Source organism: Paenibacillus sp. YPG26, assembly GCF_023704175.1.
GTDB lineage: Bacteria > Bacillota > Bacilli > Paenibacillales > Paenibacillaceae > Fontibacillus.
Map to the genome: position 1 here is coordinate 1,306,659 of NZ_CP084530.1, position 19,130 is coordinate 1,325,788.

The window sequence follows — 19,130 nt, forward strand, 5'->3', positions numbered from 1 at the left end:
TGCGGCTAGAAGGGCGGCGTCTGCTCAAGCAGCTTGAACCGCTTGAGCTGGTCCCACAGCTGCTCCTGCTTCAGGATGGCCACCTGCTTTTGGCCGATAAGATCAAAATGGGGATAAGGCTGGCGCTGATGAATATATTTGGGATTAAGACCATGCTGCCCGCACCAGTCTCTAAGCTTCTGGAGATCCGAGCAGCCTACCTTGGTAACGGTCGTTATTCCAGGCCATCTCGGTTCGAGCCAATAGTGGGTAAGGTAGGCAATTTCACCGCGTCTAACTTGATTTTTCCAATCGTTAAGCTCTTGCCTGCTAACGCCAAAGGCCATTTCGTTTCATTCCTATCTGCTCTGGAGTTCATTTGTTAGCCTTCATTATAGCAAGGTTTATCTTGCTTTTCATGCTGGTGGGAGGGTAGGATTAGTCTAATCATGCCGATATTGGAAGGATTTGAGGGACAGATGTCGAATGATTGATAGTCAGGTGAAAAAATACTTTGTGACCATAGGGAGGAAGTCGACTTGAGTTTTCTGAATAAATTTAAGGCCGGCGTTGCTGAAGCAGGCAATAAGGCCAAGAATGTGGTCGAGATCAATCGGTTGAAGATGCAGAACAGTTCTATGCAGAATGAGATCAATGGTCAATACGAGGCGATGGGCAGAATTGTATTTGAATCCATGGAACAGGGCACTTGGCCTATCTCCAAAGAGCAGGTATCCAGTCATACGATTCGTATTCAGGAGCTTCAGCTGGCGATTGAGCAGAATCTGCTGCATATTGCGAATATCAATGACTCCAAGACCTGCAAGGCATGCGGGGCATCGAACAATATCGAGGCCAAGTTCTGTAATCACTGTGGACACACATATGAAGTGAACCATAACAGTACAGTAGAATATGGGACTGATTCCAAGGCAGAGATTCAAGAAGGCGGCCATTCACTGCCAGATCAGACAAAACGTTAGGGGGAACAATTTTGCAGCAATTTTCAGTTGTTTTACAGGAGCTTCGCAGGTGGTTCGAATCATTCGGATGGTATCGTCAATTAAGGAAGTATGATCTGCACTTGTTATTTGGAGGGCTTGGAGTTGGATTTCTGTATCAGATTCTGATACTTATTCTCCCTTATCAAAGCACCTCGGGACTGATTACGTTATTCTATACAGTACCTTTATTGGCACTGGCTCATCAGGCCTTTCTTCTCGGAGCCTGGTTAACGCTGACTTCCGGGAATGTAAAATATTTGCCGTATGCGCTGTGGCTTCAGGCCGTACTCATCATTTTCCCTTTCAGCCATATTTCATTGTCGAACTTAATCCCGGCTGCTGTGTACGCTCTTCTTGGATACTTTGCATTTAAATATACCGCATCCTCATACGCGAGCAAATCAGGTACTCTGTAGGCAGGAGTAACCTGATTCATTAGACAGGGGACGTCCCACAAGATCTTGAAGATCTTGTGGGACGTCCCCTGTTGTTGGTTAAGGAGCTCGTTATGTCTCCGAAGCGCACTAGCACTGCACTAGGCTGCGAACGCGGCTCTCCGGGCTGCTGAACTAGATCAGCTTCCGGTACAGCTGTCTCAGATAACGCGAGCGGGTAATCAGGAAATAGACAATCTGAATGAACAGGAAGGAGGCAAAGATCGCAATCGCATACTCGAAGACCGAGTAGGTGATCAACTGCTGAAGGGCGGTCATCGCTACGGCGCTGTGAATCATCGCCAGTACTATGGGCAGGAAGAACATCAGGCTCAGCTGCCGGGTCACTGTTTTATTAAGCTCCTTCCGGCTGAGACCAACCTTGGCAATCATTTTGTACTGCTCCTCGTCTCTCTCCGAATCGGCATACAGCCTGAAATAGATGAAGCTGGCTGCGAAGGTGAAGAAGACAATGCCAACAAGTCCGCTTAAGATGAACAGTATGCCGTTGATTTGCCTGGCTTTAATCCAGCTATCCACCAGGGAAGAGAAAGTGTAATGTTCAAAATCCTCTGGAAGCAGCTTTTTGAGATGGTTTGAGACCTCCCGGCTCTTCTGCCAGTCCTTTACAACAAAGTGATAAGCCTTGTTAATATTCTCTTGGATCTGCTTGGCAAAAATCGTCTTGAAGGCCTTATCCGTAACGATATACAAATTCCCCGAGTCAGGAAGAAGGACGTAATCCAGCGATTTTAGGACCTTAAATGTTCCAGAATATTCTTTCCAGATTGCTTGGAATTCTAATTCAGGAATACCATCCCGCTTGTAAGCCTTGGCCTGGGTCACTGTAGCTGGTGCCAGAATGGCTTCCTGATCCCGCAGTTGTTCGGCAGGATGACCCAGCGCCTTCGCAAGGCTGTTGTAGTCGCTTAGCTTGATCAGGGTCAGATCGTTGTCGGTATTGCCGGGTGAGACTGTGCCCATCTGATAAGGGAAGCCGCCCTTGGTCAGCTCCTGCTGGATCAGACGGACATGTTCTTGTTCTTGTGTATTCCCGTAATAAGAAGAGTATCTGAACGAATACGGATTAGTCATCTCGGCAAGACCCGGTGCCCCAATCGCCAGACAAGTTCCGATACCGGTGAAGGCAACCGCAGATATAATCGAGACCATGAAGAACATGATTGCATTGTCTTTCATCCGGTAGGCCAGCTCCGAGAAGGTCAAAAGGTTAGTTCGGCGTAAGAACAAACTCTTGTTTCTCTTGAGCATGCGAATAACATACACACTAAGCTGCGTGAACAGGAAATAAGTGCCCAGAATAACGAGCCCTACACCAGCAGCCAGAAGGCCGAGACTGAAGACCTGCATGAGTACAAAATAGAAGACACATCCATAACCCGCAGCAATCAGAAGGACGGCAAGGAGAGCGAGCTGCCAGGAAGCCTTCGGCTCCGGCTTCGGCTTGTCGGAGGACTTGATCAGCTCTACCAATTCCACCTTGCGTACCATCAGGGAAGTGAAGAGCGAGATAACTACGAACATGACAGCGAACGCGGCAGCGGTCAACCAGATTGCCTGAAGCGGAATGTAGAATCTAAGCCCCCGTTCAATTGCCAGCAGGTTCGCACAGACGAGCAGAATAAGCTTGGAGAATATCAGGCCTGCTGCGATACCAGTGAGAATAGAGCCGAAGCCAATCAGGATATTCTCGATGAACAGCAGCTTATGCAGCTGCCTCTTCGACATGCCCAGAAGCATGAGAATCCCGAACTCCCGCTTGCGCAGCTTCAGGAAGGCACTGACCGAATACAGCAGGAAGAAGAATGAGAAGATGAAGACAATATATTGGGAGATTCTCATGCCTATACTCGCGAGCATACTCATTGTTCCGCTTGTGGAGGCCAGCTCTCCCTGGAGATCGGGATGGAAGAGAAGCAGCGCATACACGAAGAAGATCATGACCGCGAAGGCACTGCTTAGGAAGTGCGCAATGTAGGTCCGTTTATTGCGGATAACATTGTTAAATGCGAATTGTCTGAAATTCATCTGCATTCCCTCCCATAAGCGACAGAACATTAATAATTTTCTGATAAAAGGCCCCGCGGTTGTCCCCATAATGAATTTCATTGTACAGCTGTCCATCCTTGATAAAGATGACTCTGTTACAATAGCTGGCCGCAACCGGGTCATGGGTGACCAGCATCATGGTTGTGCCGTCCTCCTGATTGCGCTTCTCCATAATTCCCATAACATCGCGGGCCGCCTTGGAATCCAGGTTGCCGGTAGGCTCATCGGCCAGCACCAGCTTGGGCTCATGAATCAGGGCTCTGGCAATCGCGGTCCGCTGGGCCTGACCTCCCGAGATTTCATAGGTACGCTTATCCAGTATTGAGGTAATGCCCAGCTTCTCGGACAGCTGGTCTACCCGGGCGTTCATCTCTTTCAAGTCCATTCCGTCCAAGGCAAGAGGAAGCAGGATATTCTCTTTGACGGTGAGCGTATGGAGCAGATTGAAAGACTGGAACACGAATCCTAGCTCCCTGCGGCGGAAGACAGCAAGCTGGTCGGCAGAGAGGGTATGCGGGTTGCTGCCATTAATCAGCACCTCGCCCGAGGTGGGAGAATCAATAGTGGAGACGAGGTTCAGCAGAGTGGTCTTGCCGCTGCCGGAAGGTCCCATGATGCCGACAAATTCGCCTTGACTGACGGATAACTGAATTTTGGATAGGGCCTCGTAGGATATGGCACCTTTATATATTTTGCTGAGATTATTCACTTTCAAAATTTCCATAATTAACGGGGTCCCCTTTCACTGGATACATCACAATCAGATATGGATGAAGCTTAAGAGATAACGTGCTGTCCACGGGAATAGTTACAGAACTTCAGGTTGCAGCCCGATATCTGTTCCCATTGTAAGGCCGTGCAGATTTTCGTCCTATCGATCAATCTTTCAGAAAGCTGACAATGCTGTAAGATTAGATTGCGAATCTGTTAAGTGAACATGAGCAAAACCCCGCATCCACTGGAATGGGGGGAATAATATGCAGCAGTTCATGTATTTGTATGGGGAAATCGAATCCGTACAGTCGTTCCGCGGGATAAGGCGGATTCCAGTTCAATTGCATAACCCAATCTGTCCGCAACTTCTTTAACCAGGTATAGCCCCATCCCCGTAGATTCCTTATAAGTCCGGCCGTTCTCTCCGGTGAAGAAAGGACGGAAGACGCGTGCCAGATCGGACTTAGGAATTCCGATTCCCGAATCCCGAACCTCAAGACAGAGGTCAGTCTCATGGCAGAATGCTGTGAATGTAACGGTGCTTCGGCTGCCCGCTGAATATTTAATTGCGTTGGAGACGATCTGCTGCAGCATGAACCGGAGCCATTTGGCATCAGTCTGGACTGTGTATGTATCCGGAATCTGATTATCGGGGTAGACACTGCTGCGGATAAAATACAGCTTGTTCTCATGTATAACATCCTGAACAATATCCCGTAGGCGGGCCTTGTCCACTTGGAAGTCCTGCTCGAATGTCTCAAGCCTCGCCATATACAATACCATCTCAAGCCCACGACTGATCCGGTCAGCTTCCTCAGCGATATTCTCAAAAGTGGAATCTTCCTCGTTCTGAGTGATCAGCTCGATGACCGAGAGGGGGGTCTTCATCTGGTGCACCCATTGATTCATGAACACCAAGTGCTCCTGCTGATGCTTCTCGTATCTTGTAAGCTGGTCTTGATAATGTCTGAACTGAATATCCAGCAGATTGCTGACAGCCGAGGATAACGGGGCAGCGTCACCAGCGTGGATGGAATCCTTAAAGGCTGCTGGCGGGTGGGCCAGACGCTTATATAGAAGCCGGTGGGTGAAATACCTGTATCCGAGATAAGCGGCGAACAGGCAGAAGCTGAGAAAGCACGCATACAGCGCAGTCAGCGGATGATTATAGCCGTCATACCAATAGACCAGCAGGATCAGAAGTTGCTGGGCAGTCCAGAACAGGAAGAGGGGGACGTGCTCGCGTACGAACAGCTTCATGGCGCGGACTCATCCTTCCAGGTGACATTAAGGCGGTACCCAACGCCCCGAAGCGTCTCAAGGGAATCCTCAATTCCAAGCTCAGCCAGCTTCCTGCGCACCCTCGTAATATTGACACTCAGCGTATTATCGTCTACGAACGAATCGTCCCATAGCTTATCCAGAATTTTCGTCCTGCTGATGGACCTAGGACTTCGTTCTAGCAGCGCTTCAATAAGAACCGCTTCTTTCTTGGTTAACGTTACAGTCTGGTCCCCAAGCTTCAATTCCATTCTCTCCGGGAAAAGAATCAGTCCGGCCTGGGCTACCGTACGCTCTTCCAATTTGGCGGCATAATCCCCATAGACTCGCCTTAGCTGGCTGCGGATCTTGGCCATGACGACTTCATAGTGAAAAGGTTTGGTTATATAATCGTCGGCTCCGTTCTCCAGTGCCCGCACCTGATCCATCTCTCCGCTGCGTGCCGAGATGAAGATAATCGGACAGGTGGACAGGGTGCGGATCTGACGGCACCAGTAATATCCGTCAAAGCTGGGCAGATTGATATCCATCAGTACAATGTGAGGTTCTATTCGCTTGAATTCATCTAACACATGTCCAAATTCGTCAATAGCGGACGCCTGATCTCCATATTTCTCGATATGGGATTTCAGGAGCTGGGCGATCTTGGGGTCATCTTCCACAATCATTATCGTATACATCACTAGACTCCTTTTTTTTTAAGCCAAATGTCTCACGTAATAACCAAACATACCCATATTATACATGAAGGAGAATCCCGTGAATTCAATTACATGTCTAAACCTCGTCATACTACGCATAGGTATGGGTAGAGGAGGAGAGTGGGATATGGACAAGAAGGTGGAGCTTTATTTTGAGCTGAAACAGCAGCATAAGGAAATTGAACAGCGGCTTGCCGAGCTTCGGAGGGAGATAACCGGTTATCTGGGTGAACACAACTTCACCGAGCTTGACATTGGGGGCTACAAAGTCAAGCTGGTTCAGCAGGAGCGCAAGGAATACGATGAGAACAAATTGTATCAGGCTCTTCCTGATCCCGAGCTGTGGCGGCTTGCGTCAAGACCGGACACCACGAAGATATCCAGCCTGCTTAAGCTAAATGTCCTCTCCGAGACCCAGCTGCAGGATACTTATTCAGTTAAGCCAATCACCTTGCTGCATGTGGAGAAGAAATAACGGGTTTAGGGACGTACGCTATTATAGATGATGAGAACAGAATCCTTTTAATAAGGATTCCAGATTGCAGACAAACTCCTTGTTCCCGTTAGGAACACAGGAGTTTGTCTTTGTTTTTTCTGTAAGAGATCATAAATAAAGCGAAATATCGCTTTGAGCCACCGGACTTCCAGAGCCAGGTGGCTAACTTTTTGAGGTTCATGCAAGCAAAAACGAGCATCGCCTGCATGGAAACTTTACGAAGTCCTCGTAAAGTCGTCCAGCGCATGCCATGCTTTTCCTTTAGATCTGCAAATACGCGCTCAATCGTTTCCTTGCGCTGTGAGTAAATTTGTTTGTTTTCATCGGTATGCCGAAGGTGGTCTGCTTCTTCCAGATAGTCAGCCCAAATATGGCGGCTAATTCGCTTAGTGAAGTCCTTGCTTTCGGTACACTGACTCAAGAAGGGGCAGTCTTTGCATATTGTGGGATCGGAACGATACATCTTGTACCCTTCCCGGTTCGTCAATTCATAGGTTAGAAACTCATGGTTCGGACAGATATAGGCATCGTAGTGCTCATCGTATACGTAATCATATTTCTTGAAAAAGCCATCCTTTGTACGAGGTCTTGTGTATGGCATAACAGGCCGTATCCCGTCATCGATCAGCAATTTACTAATGTAGGGAGTCTTGTATCCAGCGTCAACTGCTACAGCTGTGGGCTTGCCCAGAGACTTCTTTACGAGCTCAAGCACATCCTCAAACACCTGGCTGTCATGTACATTTCCTGGAGTTACTTTCGCACCCAGAACAAAGCCGTTGCGGTCGCAGGCCGTATGAAAACTGTAGGCAAATACACGTTCTTTTTCGCCCTTTACAAATAGTCCGCTCTCAGGGTCGGAGATGCTTGTTTTTGTTTCTTTCAGAGCGGACTTAGGCTTTTTTCCGAAAGGCTTCTTCCCATGCTGGATCCGGTCTTCATTAATCTCTTTATCAAGCTGCTCTTGGTACTTTTTGCTTTGCTCCTGTACCATCGTTTTTTCATATTTATTTTTGTTGGCGTTTGCCTTCACATGCGTTGCATCCATGAAAAGCACGTCAGGCTCTACAAAGCCATGCCCTAAAGCTTCTTCCAGAATACGTGCAAAAATGGATTCAAAAATATCCGTGTCCTTAAACCTGCGAACATAGTTTTTACCAAAAGTGGTGAAGTGGGGAATGGGCTGGGTGAAGTCATAGCCGATGAACCAGCGGTAAGCTACGTTCGTTTCAATTTCCCGAATGGTTTGGCGCATGGAGCGAATGCCAAATAGATACTGGATAAGCACGATTTTAATCAGAACTACGGGATCGACACTCGGACGCCCTGTAACCGCACTGTATTTATCTTGAACCAGCTCGTATATAAAACTAAAATCGATCGCATTTTCTAACTTGCGAACCAAATGATCCTTAGGCACAAGGTCGTCTAGCGCATTCACAGAAATCTGAAAGCGACCTTCATAATTATTTTTACTAATCATCATTTACACCTCGAATCAACCTTTTCCTTGACTTATTCTACAAAAAAAGTCTGTAGACCTGCTCCTTTCGGAACTTTGTCTACAGACTGAAATGGAGATCTTAGGATCTCCATTTAACTTCTAACGTTTATCTTCAACTACATGCTTTTCCGTATTGTAAACTCTTGATCTACCTGCTGAATGTATATCTACTCGTGAACTGCGCTTCTTGTGCCAAGTTTCTCCTTCAAGATGAAGGAAACCTAAATTTACTTATCAAAAATTCCAACACGGTCAAGCACAGTCACCAATGCATAGAAGTCGGCGCTACGTCCATTGGGTGTATTAACAACTGGATTTCCACTTTTATCTTTTAGCTTGGTTAACTTGTCTATAGATTTCTTAGCATATGATGGAATATCCATACTGTTGGCATGAACAAGTTCAGCAACTTTTTGCTGCAAGTCAGCGAATGCTTTCTTTTCATCTGCTGTCATTGGTTCATCATCCTTTTTAATATTTTTATTAGATGGAACAGGAGCGGGGATAGGAGCACATTTCAATCTCGCCAATTCCGTTTTGATTTGTGGAATGAAGTTTTTGTTAGCTGCATTAATTGTATTGCCATCTCCCCAAAAGTTTGTCCCTGGACAGGTCTTGCTAGATTTACCTGGTGAGTAATCATTAAGCCTCTCGCCAGTACGAGCGAACCAAGCGTGGTATACAATATGGTTTGTATCAACTGGGACATTAAACTTTTCAGCTAAACAAGCATACAAATGAACAATAGTAATACGTTGCTCATCTGTGATACAGTCGCCACCTTTGTCGAAGTTGCCAATGTTCTCAATACATATAGCCCCCGTGTTGCTCCCTCTAATTCCTGCTGGTGTTTGATTTAAGTCTCGATCTAGTGAGATGGCAATTCTTCCATCTTCAAATGTAGTAATGTTTTGGCCTGTGGCAGACCAGCCTTCTGTATTAACATGGAAGTTTCTCATACCTTCCAAACAAGCAAAATAGTCTTGTTGGGCTACACCATTAATGATTCTTCTAGTTGAGTAATTTGGAGAAGCTGTATGGTGTACTTGTAGTTGATTAATCTTGCGAGTAATAATCTGCTTTTTAAGCCAGTCTCTAAACTCGGAACGTTCCAATAAAAGAAAGTGTCCTTGTTGTTTCATGTTTTTCTCCTTTCAATGGACATCTAGACACAATAAAAAAAGCCAAACGTGATTTGCGAGTGACTTTAAAAATATTTATTAAACAGCTGTTGGAAATTTATCTTTAAAAGCTTGTTCCTCTAGCTCAACCAACAGATACTCTTTTAGATCTAGTTCATCCGTCATTTTATTTATTAACGAAATTATACTTTTGTACCTATATATTCTACATAGATAGGCATTTTGTCAGAAGCTCACGACAGCATACTTAGAAAAATACTCCTTTCTTTAAATCGGCCTATCGAATTTTATATGCAGAGGAATATCAAAGAAGCACGATAGGTACGAATTAGTAGCATTATTTCAAATTATACACATTGTAGATTGTATTACTTTTCGACTATTTTTCTATCTATTACATCTTTCACCTTACTTCGACAAAAATGGTTTGTTATAGTCATATTGTAAGTTGATATTAAAAAAACCAATTTTTGGAGATAATCAAATGCTAAAAATGAACAAGTTAGGGAAGAAACTATTTGCAGGTACATTGTCTTGTGTCATACTTCTTACAGGAGCCACTAGCGCATTCGCGGACAATACTACTACTTCTTCAACGCCTGTACAAAAAACTATTGTTGCACCATCTGTTGTACCGTCAAGTGATGTAATAACAAGTATCCAAGCCCCTCCTAGTAACGGTAACGGACAATTTCAAACAAACGGAATCAAATCATGGATTACAAAAAAAGCTCTTCAAGGCGTTTCATCAGCACTAAGAGCAGGCGCGAGAAATGAATGGGTACAAAAAATTATTACAGACTACCTTGATGCTGGTTCCGCAAAAGTTTTCAAGAATAATTTAAGTGGCATCGCCGATATTCTCGACGAAATAGTTGCAGCTGGAAACTTTGCGGAAAGCTACGTAAAAAGAATACTTTGGGAAGGGTTGGAGGAAATTACGGGCGAAAAGTCTGTTTCCTTTCAAATTGCCGATGCAGTAACGTCAATTATCTTCTTTTTACTCTAATATAGGGGGATATATGTTGGAAAACGAATTACTAGCGCAACAGAAACGCATTGATGAGTTGGAAACACAAGTTGGAAACTTAAATAATAACTTGCAACGACTAGCGATGATTTCAAAAGTCGATGAAAAGTACCCGTATTGGCATACACTTGTTCAATATCAATTTTCTGAATTGCAAAGATTGGATTTAGAATTTGTACTTTCTATTATGTCGGACAGGCTTAGTGGCATAAAAATTGTCGTGAACTCTTCCGATGAACAGGACGATATTCCTTTGGGTGTGGATTCAGAAGATAGGATTATTTCTTTTCAGAAGGCGTTGAAATATCCCAAGGTTCTCTTTAACAATGAACTTCCAACATTAGAAGAAGTTCAAGGCATCTACAAGCAATTAGGTATATGCAATGAACATCGTACAACGGTCATACTTAAAGCAATGTACGATCAAGGACTGTACAAAAAAATAATTAAACAATTATTATCTATAGCTGATTAATTGAATTGTTAAGGGACGGGGAGCATACCCGTTCCTTTTACGTTCGTATTTAAAGTTATTAATGCCTTTCTAATGATTCACAGACATAATTATAAAAAACCATATAATGAACAGCTTTAATAACTTTTCCTATTTCATATTTTCCTCTTTAAATTCACTTTTTGTTTTCAGAACGCCAATCGCTCTTTTGAATTGCTCTGGCATTGGAAGATCGAGTCTACCGTAGTTCTCCACCAACGAAATCAACTCATTACTTATATAAAAGTAAGTTGCTCCGACAGCTAGGCTTAGTGTGCCACTTAATCCAAGTAGGCTATCAATCCTATATAGAATAGCGATGACAGTGAACATAAGAAATTTTTTGAATATTCCTAAGAAACCCTTATTTGAATTTAACCCTTTAGTTTTATCTGATGGATTTTTATACCCTTCACGTAGAGAAGCACATACTCCTGTAAACCAATCAAAAACAACTAATATAGCGAGCAGGGCAAGCGCTTCATTCCAACCACCAAAGGCGTACGTAGTGATCACACCAAATGAAGCAATAATCATATTTAAAATTTTGTCATACACAAATTTTCCTCCACAATACATAATAAAAAGGACTCCTTAAAAATTAAGGAGTCCTTACAGATTGCAGACAAACTCCTTGTTCCCGTTTGGAACACAGGAGTTTGTCTTTGTTTTTTCTGTAAGAGATCATAAATAAAGCGAAATATCGCTTTGAGCCACCGGACTTCCAGAGCCAGGTGGCTAACTTTTTGAGGTTCATGCAAGCAAAAACGAGCATCGCCTGCATGGAAACTTTACGAAGTCCTCGTAAAGTCGTCCATCGCATGCCATGCTTTTCCTTTAGATCTGCAAATACGCGCTCAATCGTTTCCTTGCGCTGTGAGTAAATTTGTTTGTTTTCATCGGTATGCCGAAGGTGGTCTGCTTCCTCCAGATAGTCAGCCCAAATATGGCGGCTAATTCGCTTGGTGAAGTCCTTGCTTTCGGTACACTGACTCAAGAAGGGGCAGTCTTTGCATATTGTGGGATCGGAACGATACATCTTGTACCCTTCCCGGTTCGTCAATTCATAGGTTAGAAACTCATGGTTCGGACAGATATAGGCATCGTAGTGCTCATCGTATACGTAATCATACTTCTTGAAAAAGCCATCCTTCGTACGAGGTCTTGTGTATGGCATAACAGGCCGTATCCCGTCATCGATCAGCAATTTACTAATGTAGGGAGTCTTGTATCCAGCGTCAACTGCTACAGCTGTGGGCTTGCCCAGAGACTTCTTTACGAGCTCAAGCACATCCTCAAACACCTGGCTGTCATGTACATTTCCTGGAGTTACTTTCGCACCCAGAACAAAGCCGTTGCGGTCGCAGGCCGTATGAAAACTGTAGGCAAATACACGTTCTTTTTCGCCCTTTACAAATAGTCCGCTCTCAGGGTCGGAGATGCTTGTTTTTGTTTCTTTCAGAGCGGACTTAGGCTTTTTTCCGAAAGGCTTCTTCCCATGCTGGATCCGGTCTTCATTAATCTCTTTATCAAGCTGCTCTTGGTACTTTTTGCTTTGCTCCTGTACCATCGTTTTTTCATATTTATTTTTGTTGGCGTTTGCCTTCACATGCGTTGCATCCATGAAAAGCACGTCAGGCTCTACAAAGCCATGCCCTAAAGCTTCTTCCAGAATACGTGCAAAAATGGATTCAAAAATATCCGTGTCCTTAAACCTGCGAACATAGTTTTTACCAAAAGTGGTGAAGTGGGGAATGGGCTGGGTAAAGTCATAGCCGATGAACCAGCGGTAAGCTACGTTAGTTTCAATTTCCCGAATGGTTTGGCGCATGGAGCGAATGCCAAATAGATACTGGATAAGCACGATTTTAATCAGAACTACGGGATCGACACTCGGACGCCCTGTAACCGCACTGTATTTATCTTGAACCAGCTCGTATATAAAACTAAAATCGATCGCATTTTCTAACTTGCGAACCAAATGATCCTTAGGCACAAGGTCGTCTAGCGCATTCACAGAAATCTGAAAGCGACCTTCATAATTATTTTTACTAATCATCATTTACACCTCGAATCAACCTTTTCCTTGACTTATTCTACAAAAAAAGTCTGTAGACCTGCTCCTTTCGGAACTTTGTCTACAGACTGGAATCCTTTTAATAAGGATTCTTTTTTTTCTATTTTTTCGGCCTTTTAACAAGAAAGCCAGCTTGCAAAAAGTTCATACTTAGTTCATTTTCCACCCTTATACTGCAACCATATTAATTTTTATGGGGGCCTATGAATGATGAAGATATGCAAGCTGTATCGATTAACCGGAAGAACACGTTATATGGACAGTATGATCCTGCGCATCGCTGCTGTACTGCTGGCTGCTGCTCTGGTCACCACGGGGTCTACTTGCTCCGCGTTCGGGGCGGAGGGCTCAAGATCAGGACATACCCCCTCAGGTATCCCGTACAGCCAATTGGAACATGAGATCGACAGCTATGTAAATTCGTATATCGGGAAGTCAACTCCAGGAGCGGCTGTCGTGGTAACACGAGGGGACCGGATCATCTTCTCCAAAGGTTACGGATATGCCAATATTGAGCAGAAGGTTCCTGTAGACCCTTCCAGGACGGTATTCAGTTATGGGTCCATCAATAAGATGTTTGTCTGGACCTCAGTGATGCAGTTGGTGGAACAAGGAAAGATGAGGCTGGATCAGGACATTAAGACTTACCTTCCGAAAGATCTGGGAGATAAGCTTCGGTATAAGTCGCCTATCACCATGCTGGACATCATGAGCCATACGGCCGGTTTTGAACAGCATCCACTGTCTTTGTTCATAAGGTCTGCGGATGATCTGAAGCCGCTTGAGGAGACGTTATTATCCGTCCAGCCTGAGCAAATCTACGAGCCCGGCTCAGTAATAGCTTATTCTAACTATTCTACCGCCTTGGCGGCATTAACGGTGGAGAAGGTCAGCGGGCAAGACTTCCCGGACTACGAGATGAATCACATCCTTCGCCCGCTGGGCATGCTCCGAACGTCCGGGCATCCGAGCCTTAAGGATCATCCTGAACTGAAGAAGGATAAAGCGGAAGGGTACGCCGCGGTAGAACAAGAGGGATTCACCCCTCGGGGCCAATATTATATCCCGCTCTATCCCGCGGGTGCCATGGAAGGAACGGCGGAAGATTTGGCCCGCTTCGCCATAGCCCTGACCACGAAGCATAATCCGCTCTTCTCCAGAACAGAGACGCTTCACGCGATGCTCTCCCGCAGCTATACTCCAGACAAGGATCTGCTTTCGAATGCGCATGGCTTTTGGGAATATAGTGGATCGCCCCGTGCAGTGGGCCATAGTGGGAATACGATGGGTTTCTCCAGCAATTTTGCCATTGTTCCTGAAGAGAAGCTGGGAATCGTGGTCCTGACTAACGCAGAGATAGAGCAAAGTCTTACAGCCGGACTGGTTAATCATCTGATACAGAACAAACACGCAATTTCTGCTGAATCCGGAGGGCCTTTACAGAGATCCAGTGATGTAGCCGGGCATTATGTCATTGCCCAAAATTCTTATACCACAGTCCAGGAAGTGCTCAGCTATTTAGGGCTGATTAAGGCTGAGGCGAAGGGAGAATTTGACCTAACCGTTCGTGTTATGGGGATGTTCGGAGAATACAAGCAAATTCATCCGCAGCTATACCAGCTTACTCATACCGAATATCCAAGACTTAAGAAGCTGGCTCCGCTGCTGTACGCTGAAATGTTACATGGCAAGGTCATACGTCTTAGCAAAGGAATAGCCACGGATATTGTTCCACTCCCGCCTGGCCGCTCTCTGCCTGCATTAATAAGCTATTTGGCCCTGGCCGTCCTATGTATTTTGTTTTTTGTCATAACACCTGCTGTGTTGTTAGTAAGGCGGCTATTAAGCTGTATGAAGGGAAAAGGTCTATCCAGTTCGAACCCTTCGGGCCGCTGGACGGCAGCAGCTTCGACAGGCGGAGCAGCCGTAGTGCTTAATAGCGCAGTCCTGCTTATGAATGCCGCAGGCAATCAGGATGCCACCGTGGGGCAGTTAAATACTGGAATTATGATAAACTGGATACTGGCCATACTTGCAGAAATTTTACTTGTAACTGCGATTTATAAAGGTAGACGGCAGTCTCAGACCCGCGGACAGAAGTGGTTGCAGATGACAACGGCCTTACTGTTGAACAGCTTCTTGATTCTTTTAAGTAATTGGCATTTCTTTCATTTCATAGATTAGAGACCAAGAGGATTCAGAATGGAGAAGCAGATATGATTCATGTCATGGTAGTTGAAGATGATACTAATCTCAGGAGACTGATTACCGCCTCACTGGAGCAGCAGCATTATCGTGTTCTCCAGGCAGCGGATAGCCGTGAGGCGTTGTCTCTTCTTGAGGAGCATCAAATAGACCTGATGATCAGCGATATTATGATGCCGGGAATGGACGGAATTGAACTGACCCGTCTGGTGCGGGAGGCTAATTTTTATTTTCCAATTCTGATGGTGACGGCCAAGGAGGAATTCGAAGACAAGAGACAGGGCTTTCTGGCCGGGACGGATGATTATATGGTGAAGCCGCTGGATATGAATGAGATGCTGCTCCGGGTTGCAGCCCTGCTGAGGAGAGCCCGGATCGCGAATGAACACCGGATTGTTATCGGAGATAGTGTGCTCGACTGCCGTACAATGACTGTAACCGTGAAGGACGTCTGCATTCCTTTGCCCAAAAAAGAGTTCTACTTACTGTTCAAGCTGCTTAGCTATCCCGGTCAGATCTTCACCAGACAGCAGCTCATGGACGAAATCTGGGGCCTGGATGCCACAGCAGATGAGAGGACCGTGGATGTACATGTGAAGCGTCTAAGAGAAAAGCTGGACGTATGGACGCCGTTCGCAATAGTTACCGTGCGGGGGCTTGGGTATAAAGCGGAGAAGAGGGTATGAGAAGGTTTGGCTTTACCTCGATACGTCTAAAACTCGTTCTAATTTTTATGGGCATTCTGCTTGGTTCCTGCCAGTTGGCATTTACGTTTGCTATTAATTTTTACTTTGATAAGGTACTTACGGATATGGAGAGCCATCTAATGGCAGAGTCGCGGCTGATCAGGCAGCTGGCAGGAAGGACGGATCTCAGCGCAGAGGAGATCGCCCGCCTGAGCAGGACATCCTTTTACCAAATGGATTACTACTCGCAGAGCAGGGATCTTCCCGTGTCCCTGGATCAGAGCTCGAAAGCTCAGCTGGAAGCGGGTACAAGTATCTATGTGCCGGTGGAGCGGGAGAATCGGAGTGTCCGGGCAACGCTGTTCAAGCTGCGTGAGCGATATGTGCTGCTGACTCCTTATGTGGCGGCCTACTTCGACCCCGTTGCGCAGCTTATGGTGAACACAATCATCAACTGCGCGATTATCGGTTCTGTGCTAATCCTGATTGCGGTCAGGCAGATGATGAAGCCTCTTCGGCGGCTTACCGAGGCCACGCGGGAGGTTGCCAAGGGCAAATTCTCGGTGCAGGTGCCCTATTCAGGCAGGGATGAAGTGGCCAGGCTGGCACAGGATTTCAATACAATGGTTGGGGAACTGAAGCAGATTGAATATTTGCGCAAGGACTTTATCAACAACGTGTCTCATGAATTCAGAACTCCCATTTCTTCCATCCAGGGCTTTGCCCGGCTTCTTCAGACCAGCCCAATGCCCAGGGAGCAGCTGCTGGAATATACAGATGTGATTATCGAGGAGACTAGTCGTCTGAATAAGCTATCGTCTAATATTCTTAAGCTATCCCGTGTGGAGAATCAGACCATGCCCACCCAATGCATGTCTTTTTCGCTGGATGAGCAGATCCGTAGGACAATTCTGCTGTTGGAGACCGAGTGGCACAAAAAAGGGTTGACACTTGATCTAGACCTGCCTGGAACGAATATTTATGGGGATGAGGAGCTGATCCAGCAAATCTGGATCAATTTGCTCGGTAATGCGATTAAGTTCTCTGACGAGGGTGGTACTGTCGGCGTATCGATAGCCCGCGGGAACGAAGTAATCTGCGTCCGCATCAGGGACGAAGGCTGCGGTATTCCTGAACCGGCATTGTCACGCATATTTGAGCACTTTTATCAGGCGGATAGCTCCCGCAGCAGACAGGGAAGCGGACTGGGACTTGCCATCGTTAAAAGGGTTACCGAGCTGTGCGGGGGTACTGTATCTGTCCAGAGCGAGGAGGGGCTTGGATCGGTATTCACGGTTGAGCTTCCGCTAGGTAATCGGAATTACTCAAAACCTGACTTGCCTGAAGGGCAGCTGTTGAGGAAATAGAGACAAGCCGTGGTTCCGTCATAAGACGGTTGACCACGGCTTTGCTTGGATAAAGACCGTTCAAGGCCTGCAGAAATAAGGCCACTTGTGCTTATCTAATTGCTGTCCGAAGAGTTCCCGCTTGACGGGCGCGTTCCGTCGGGTCTTTCATTGGCCAGTGCATCAGGAAGTTCCACACTGTCCGGATAAGAATCCTTCACGAACATACCGGAATCCTTATCAATATCCCGCTGGGTTACCAAATCAACTTGCTCATGAGTTTCCTTTTGTTCACTCATCCTTAAGCCCTCCCTTACTGTGATGCATTCCCTATATATATCCCCGTTTGAGGGCCTACCCAATCACGGGATATGCCTGGGAGTCCGGCAGGTTAACCAAGGAGGGCCAAGGTCTGTCTATAGCGTCGGTTCACAGAGTTTGACTATAGCGTCAGCTCAAATTGTTAAATAAGAGCGATCGCCAGAAGCGTGAACAGGCTGAGTGTCAAAATCTCATTTCCATAACCATAGCCATACGGTGTAAAAGCGGATGTGCGGACAGAACCGCCGCCCCTCTCCTGCTGCAGATAGACATTCTCTCTATCCACATCGACAATAGTGCCCTGGTAGTGCTTGCCGTCCACAGTAAGCAGGCGTACTTTCTTGTTCTTGCATTGCAGGCAGTTATAATAGGCTTCCATGATGATCTCTCCCTTCTCGTATAGTTGTATAATATGAGCAGAGAAGGGTCGTGGAACGGCATTGGTACCTGTATCCATATGGAATGAACTACAGAATTAGAGGAATCATTTTTTCAAATTATGAGGAGGTATGGTATATTTGTTAGAATAAAATATAAAAAAAGGGAGCAGAAACCGATGCAGGTTATCGATATAGAACAAGTTCAGAGCAGAATCGATTCATTTAAGGATCAGGATATCTACGTCCATCTGGAGTTAACTACGGGGGCCTACGCGTCCCATCATGATAGCTCGAAGCATCCTGCAGCCAATTTTATAACCAACGCAGTTATTCGTTATTCAAATGGGTCTATCGTGGGCAGTAACGGCATATACCGGGCAGGTCTCAAGATGGAGCATGGGTGGTTGTACGCTGAGGGTCTTACAACTTGGGATGAGAGTGACCCGGACAGGCTCATCCTTGCCGGACATGATGGTCAGGGCAAGCTGGTTGTCGCGCTGCAATTAAGCAGGGAGCCATTCTAATGGGAGAGGAGCTAAATATGATGCATCAGCGGATCCTTGTTGTGCTTCCTCATCCTGATGATGAAGCGTTCGGATTGTCAGGCACACTGGCCAAGTATATTAAGGAAGGAGCTCAGGTGACATACGCCTGCCTAACGCTCGGGGAGAGAGGCCGGAATATGGGTATTCCTCCTTTTGCCAACCGGGTTACACTTCCCGATGTACGCAGAAATGAGCTTCAGGAATCCTGTAAAGCGATCGGCATTCAGGATCTGAGAATGCTGGGCTTTCATGATAAGACTATAGAATTCGAGGATAAAGAGCTGCTGGACCGCCGCATTATGGAGCTTGTCCAGGAGATTCGTCCGACACTTGTGTTCACCTTCTACCCGGGTTACAGTGTGCATCCAGATCATGATGCTACAGGAGCTGCAGTGGTGCGGGTCATGGAGAGCTTGCCTGCCGAAGAACGGCCAATCTTGCTTTGTTTGGCATTCTCCAAGAATTGCTACAGCATTCTGGGTCAACCGAATGTAAGTGTGGAGGTTACGGACTTCCTTGAGCATAAAATGAATTCTATTCAGGCTCACCGCTCTCAATTCCAGGCTGCTGAGCTGCTTGGAAGCAGAACACTTGAAGATAAGGAAATCCTTGATCGATTCGGAACAGAGCGGTTCTGGACTTATCCCCTGAACTAAATAAGACGAAGTGATATATCTCTGATTGCAAGAAGATCTCCAAGCCTTTGGCTTGGAGATTTTTTT

General features: G+C 46.0%; 21 protein-coding genes. 10 read left to right on the forward strand and 11 right to left on the reverse strand.

Annotated features, from left to right (window positions below; translation table 11 throughout):
- Positions 1-5: 5 nt before the first annotated feature.
- Entirely contained in the window at positions 6-326 is a 321-nt protein-coding gene (locus LDO05_RS06045; protein ID WP_251377966.1) for a hypothetical protein, read from the reverse strand.
- 192 nt (positions 327-518) lie between these two features.
- Between LDO05_RS06045 and LDO05_RS06050 the strand changes: the two genes are divergently transcribed.
- The gene (locus LDO05_RS06050) at positions 519-962 is read left to right on the forward strand and encodes a zinc ribbon domain-containing protein (protein WP_251377967.1); all 444 of its coding nucleotides are present in this window, start codon (positions 519-521) and stop codon (positions 960-962) included.
- Positions 963-973: 11 nt separating this feature from the next.
- A complete protein-coding gene (locus LDO05_RS06055; RefSeq protein WP_251377968.1) occupies positions 974-1,399 on the forward strand; it encodes a hypothetical protein in 426 nt (141 codons plus the stop codon).
- A 153-nt stretch (positions 1,400-1,552) separates the two neighbouring features.
- Here LDO05_RS06055 and LDO05_RS06060 read toward each other — a convergent pair whose 3' ends face one another.
- The 4 genes from LDO05_RS06060 to LDO05_RS06075 form a co-directional block, all read right to left on the reverse strand.
- Positions 1,553-3,466 carry an ABC transporter permease gene (locus LDO05_RS06060; RefSeq protein ID WP_251377969.1) on the reverse strand — a complete coding sequence of 638 codons (1,914 nt, stop codon included), beginning with the start codon at positions 3,464-3,466 and terminating at the stop codon, positions 1,553-1,555.
- Positions 3,441-4,211, reverse strand: a complete 771-nt coding sequence (locus tag LDO05_RS06065; RefSeq protein ID WP_251377970.1) for an ABC transporter ATP-binding protein — start codon at positions 4,209-4,211, stop codon at positions 3,441-3,443. Before LDO05_RS06065 ends, LDO05_RS06060 begins: the two co-directional genes overlap by 26 nt.
- Positions 4,212-4,474: 263 nt before the next feature.
- A complete protein-coding gene (locus tag LDO05_RS06070) occupies positions 4,475-5,461 on the reverse strand; it encodes a sensor histidine kinase (RefSeq protein WP_251377971.1) in 987 nt (328 codons plus the stop codon).
- Positions 5,458-6,162, reverse strand: a complete 705-nt coding sequence (locus LDO05_RS06075; protein WP_251377972.1) for a response regulator transcription factor — start codon at positions 6,160-6,162, stop codon at positions 5,458-5,460. Before LDO05_RS06075 ends, LDO05_RS06070 begins: the two co-directional genes overlap by 4 nt.
- Before the next feature lie 148 nt (positions 6,163-6,310).
- On the opposite strand from LDO05_RS06075, the gene LDO05_RS06080 reads away from it, so the two are divergent.
- Positions 6,311-6,658: a hypothetical protein gene (locus tag LDO05_RS06080; RefSeq protein WP_251377973.1), complete on the forward strand. Its 348-nt coding sequence runs from the start codon at positions 6,311-6,313 to the stop codon at positions 6,656-6,658.
- An 88-nt stretch (positions 6,659-6,746) separates the two neighbouring features.
- Here the strand turns inward: LDO05_RS06080 and LDO05_RS06085 are convergent, their stop codons facing one another.
- Both LDO05_RS06085 and LDO05_RS06090 read right to left on the reverse strand, forming a co-directional pair.
- On the reverse strand, positions 6,747-8,162 hold the full coding sequence (locus LDO05_RS06085) for an IS1182 family transposase (RefSeq protein WP_251378628.1): 1,416 nt from the start codon (positions 8,160-8,162) through the stop codon (positions 6,747-6,749).
- 248 nt (positions 8,163-8,410) lie between these two features.
- Positions 8,411-9,325, reverse strand: coding sequence for a peptidoglycan recognition protein family protein (locus LDO05_RS06090; RefSeq protein ID WP_251377974.1), 915 nt, complete (start codon positions 9,323-9,325; stop codon positions 8,411-8,413).
- A 484-nt stretch (positions 9,326-9,809) separates the two neighbouring features.
- Here LDO05_RS06090 and LDO05_RS06095 point away from each other — a divergent pair, with 484 nt between their 5' ends.
- Together LDO05_RS06095 and LDO05_RS06100 are read left to right on the forward strand one after the other, a co-directional pair.
- Complete coding sequence (locus LDO05_RS06095; RefSeq protein ID WP_251377975.1) at positions 9,810-10,334, forward strand: hypothetical protein; 525 nt, start codon at positions 9,810-9,812, stop codon at positions 10,332-10,334.
- A 13-nt stretch (positions 10,335-10,347) separates the two neighbouring features.
- A complete protein-coding gene (locus tag LDO05_RS06100; RefSeq protein ID WP_251377976.1) occupies positions 10,348-10,830 on the forward strand; it encodes a hypothetical protein in 483 nt (160 codons plus the stop codon).
- 129 nt (positions 10,831-10,959) lie between these two features.
- Here the strand turns inward: LDO05_RS06100 and LDO05_RS06105 are convergent, their stop codons facing one another.
- On the reverse strand, positions 10,960-11,406 hold the full coding sequence (locus LDO05_RS06105; protein WP_251377977.1) for a phage holin family protein: 447 nt from the start codon (positions 11,404-11,406) through the stop codon (positions 10,960-10,962).
- A gap of 43 nt (positions 11,407-11,449) precedes the next feature.
- Positions 11,450-12,907, reverse strand: coding sequence for an IS1182 family transposase (locus tag LDO05_RS06110; RefSeq protein ID WP_251378629.1), 1,458 nt, complete (start codon positions 12,905-12,907; stop codon positions 11,450-11,452).
- Between the two features lie 225 nt (positions 12,908-13,132).
- On the opposite strand from LDO05_RS06110, the gene LDO05_RS06115 reads away from it, so the two are divergent.
- Genes LDO05_RS06115 through LDO05_RS06125 form a run of 3 tightly spaced genes read left to right on the forward strand, consistent with a single transcriptional unit; the run spans position 13,133 to position 17,183 of the window.
- A complete protein-coding gene (locus LDO05_RS06115; protein WP_251377978.1) occupies positions 13,133-15,109 on the forward strand; it encodes a serine hydrolase domain-containing protein in 1,977 nt (658 codons plus the stop codon).
- A 32-nt stretch (positions 15,110-15,141) separates the two neighbouring features.
- Complete coding sequence (locus LDO05_RS06120; protein ID WP_251377979.1) at positions 15,142-15,816, forward strand: response regulator transcription factor; 675 nt, start codon at positions 15,142-15,144, stop codon at positions 15,814-15,816.
- Complete coding sequence (locus tag LDO05_RS06125; RefSeq protein WP_251377980.1) at positions 15,813-17,183, forward strand: sensor histidine kinase; 1,371 nt, start codon at positions 15,813-15,815, stop codon at positions 17,181-17,183. Before LDO05_RS06120 ends, LDO05_RS06125 begins: the two co-directional genes overlap by 4 nt.
- 95 nt (positions 17,184-17,278) lie before the next feature.
- Here the strand turns inward: LDO05_RS06125 and LDO05_RS06130 are convergent, their stop codons facing one another.
- On the reverse strand, positions 17,279-17,461 hold the full coding sequence (locus tag LDO05_RS06130) for a hypothetical protein (RefSeq protein ID WP_251377981.1): 183 nt from the start codon (positions 17,459-17,461) through the stop codon (positions 17,279-17,281).
- Between the two features lie 164 nt (positions 17,462-17,625).
- The gene (locus LDO05_RS06135) at positions 17,626-17,862 is read right to left on the reverse strand and encodes a hypothetical protein (protein ID WP_251378630.1); all 237 of its coding nucleotides are present in this window, start codon (positions 17,860-17,862) and stop codon (positions 17,626-17,628) included.
- Positions 17,863-18,039: 177 nt separating this feature from the next.
- Here LDO05_RS06135 and LDO05_RS06140 point away from each other — a divergent pair, with 177 nt between their 5' ends.
- Positions 18,040-18,387, forward strand: a complete 348-nt coding sequence (locus tag LDO05_RS06140) for a YojF family protein (protein ID WP_251377982.1) — start codon at positions 18,040-18,042, stop codon at positions 18,385-18,387.
- 20 nt (positions 18,388-18,407) lie between these two features.
- The gene (gene bshB2 / locus LDO05_RS06145; protein WP_251378631.1) at positions 18,408-19,064 is read left to right on the forward strand and encodes a bacillithiol biosynthesis deacetylase BshB2; all 657 of its coding nucleotides are present in this window, start codon (positions 18,408-18,410) and stop codon (positions 19,062-19,064) included.
- Positions 19,065-19,130: the final 66 nt, after the last annotated feature.

Bases quoted from the DNA above. Each gene is read 5' to 3' on its own strand.
- LDO05_RS06045 (WP_251377966.1), bottom strand. From the start codon at position 326: ATGGCCTTTGGCGTTAGCAGGCAAGAGCTTAACGATTGGAAAAATCAA.
- LDO05_RS06060 (WP_251377969.1), bottom strand. From the start codon at position 3,466: ATGAATTTCAGACAATTCGCATTTAACAATGTTATCCGCAATAAACGG.
- LDO05_RS06065 (WP_251377970.1), bottom strand. From the start codon at position 4,211: ATGGAAATTTTGAAAGTGAATAATCTCAGCAAAATATATAAAGGTGCC.
- LDO05_RS06070 (WP_251377971.1), bottom strand. From the start codon at position 5,461: ATGAAGCTGTTCGTACGCGAGCACGTCCCCCTCTTCCTGTTCTGGACT.
- LDO05_RS06075 (WP_251377972.1), bottom strand. From the start codon at position 6,162: ATGTATACGATAATGATTGTGGAAGATGACCCCAAGATCGCCCAGCTC.
- LDO05_RS06080 (WP_251377973.1), top strand. From the start codon at position 6,311: ATGGACAAGAAGGTGGAGCTTTATTTTGAGCTGAAACAGCAGCATAAG.
- LDO05_RS06085 (WP_251378628.1), bottom strand. From the start codon at position 8,162: ATGATTAGTAAAAATAATTATGAAGGTCGCTTTCAGATTTCTGTGAAT.
- LDO05_RS06090 (WP_251377974.1), bottom strand. From the start codon at position 9,325: ATGAAACAACAAGGACACTTTCTTTTATTGGAACGTTCCGAGTTTAGA.
- LDO05_RS06095 (WP_251377975.1), top strand. From the start codon at position 9,810: ATGCTAAAAATGAACAAGTTAGGGAAGAAACTATTTGCAGGTACATTG.
- LDO05_RS06100 (WP_251377976.1), top strand. From the start codon at position 10,348: ATGTTGGAAAACGAATTACTAGCGCAACAGAAACGCATTGATGAGTTG.
- LDO05_RS06110 (WP_251378629.1), bottom strand. From the start codon at position 12,907: ATGATTAGTAAAAATAATTATGAAGGTCGCTTTCAGATTTCTGTGAAT.
- LDO05_RS06115 (WP_251377978.1), top strand. From the start codon at position 13,133: ATGATGAAGATATGCAAGCTGTATCGATTAACCGGAAGAACACGTTAT.
- LDO05_RS06120 (WP_251377979.1), top strand. From the start codon at position 15,142: ATGATTCATGTCATGGTAGTTGAAGATGATACTAATCTCAGGAGACTG.
- LDO05_RS06125 (WP_251377980.1), top strand. From the start codon at position 15,813: ATGAGAAGGTTTGGCTTTACCTCGATACGTCTAAAACTCGTTCTAATT.
- LDO05_RS06130 (WP_251377981.1), bottom strand. From the start codon at position 17,461: ATGAGTGAACAAAAGGAAACTCATGAGCAAGTTGATTTGGTAACCCAG.
- LDO05_RS06135 (WP_251378630.1), bottom strand. From the start codon at position 17,862: ATGGAAGCCTATTATAACTGCCTGCAATGCAAGAACAAGAAAGTACGC.
- LDO05_RS06140 (WP_251377982.1), top strand. From the start codon at position 18,040: ATGCAGGTTATCGATATAGAACAAGTTCAGAGCAGAATCGATTCATTT.
- bshB2 (WP_251378631.1), top strand. From the start codon at position 18,408: ATGCATCAGCGGATCCTTGTTGTGCTTCCTCATCCTGATGATGAAGCG.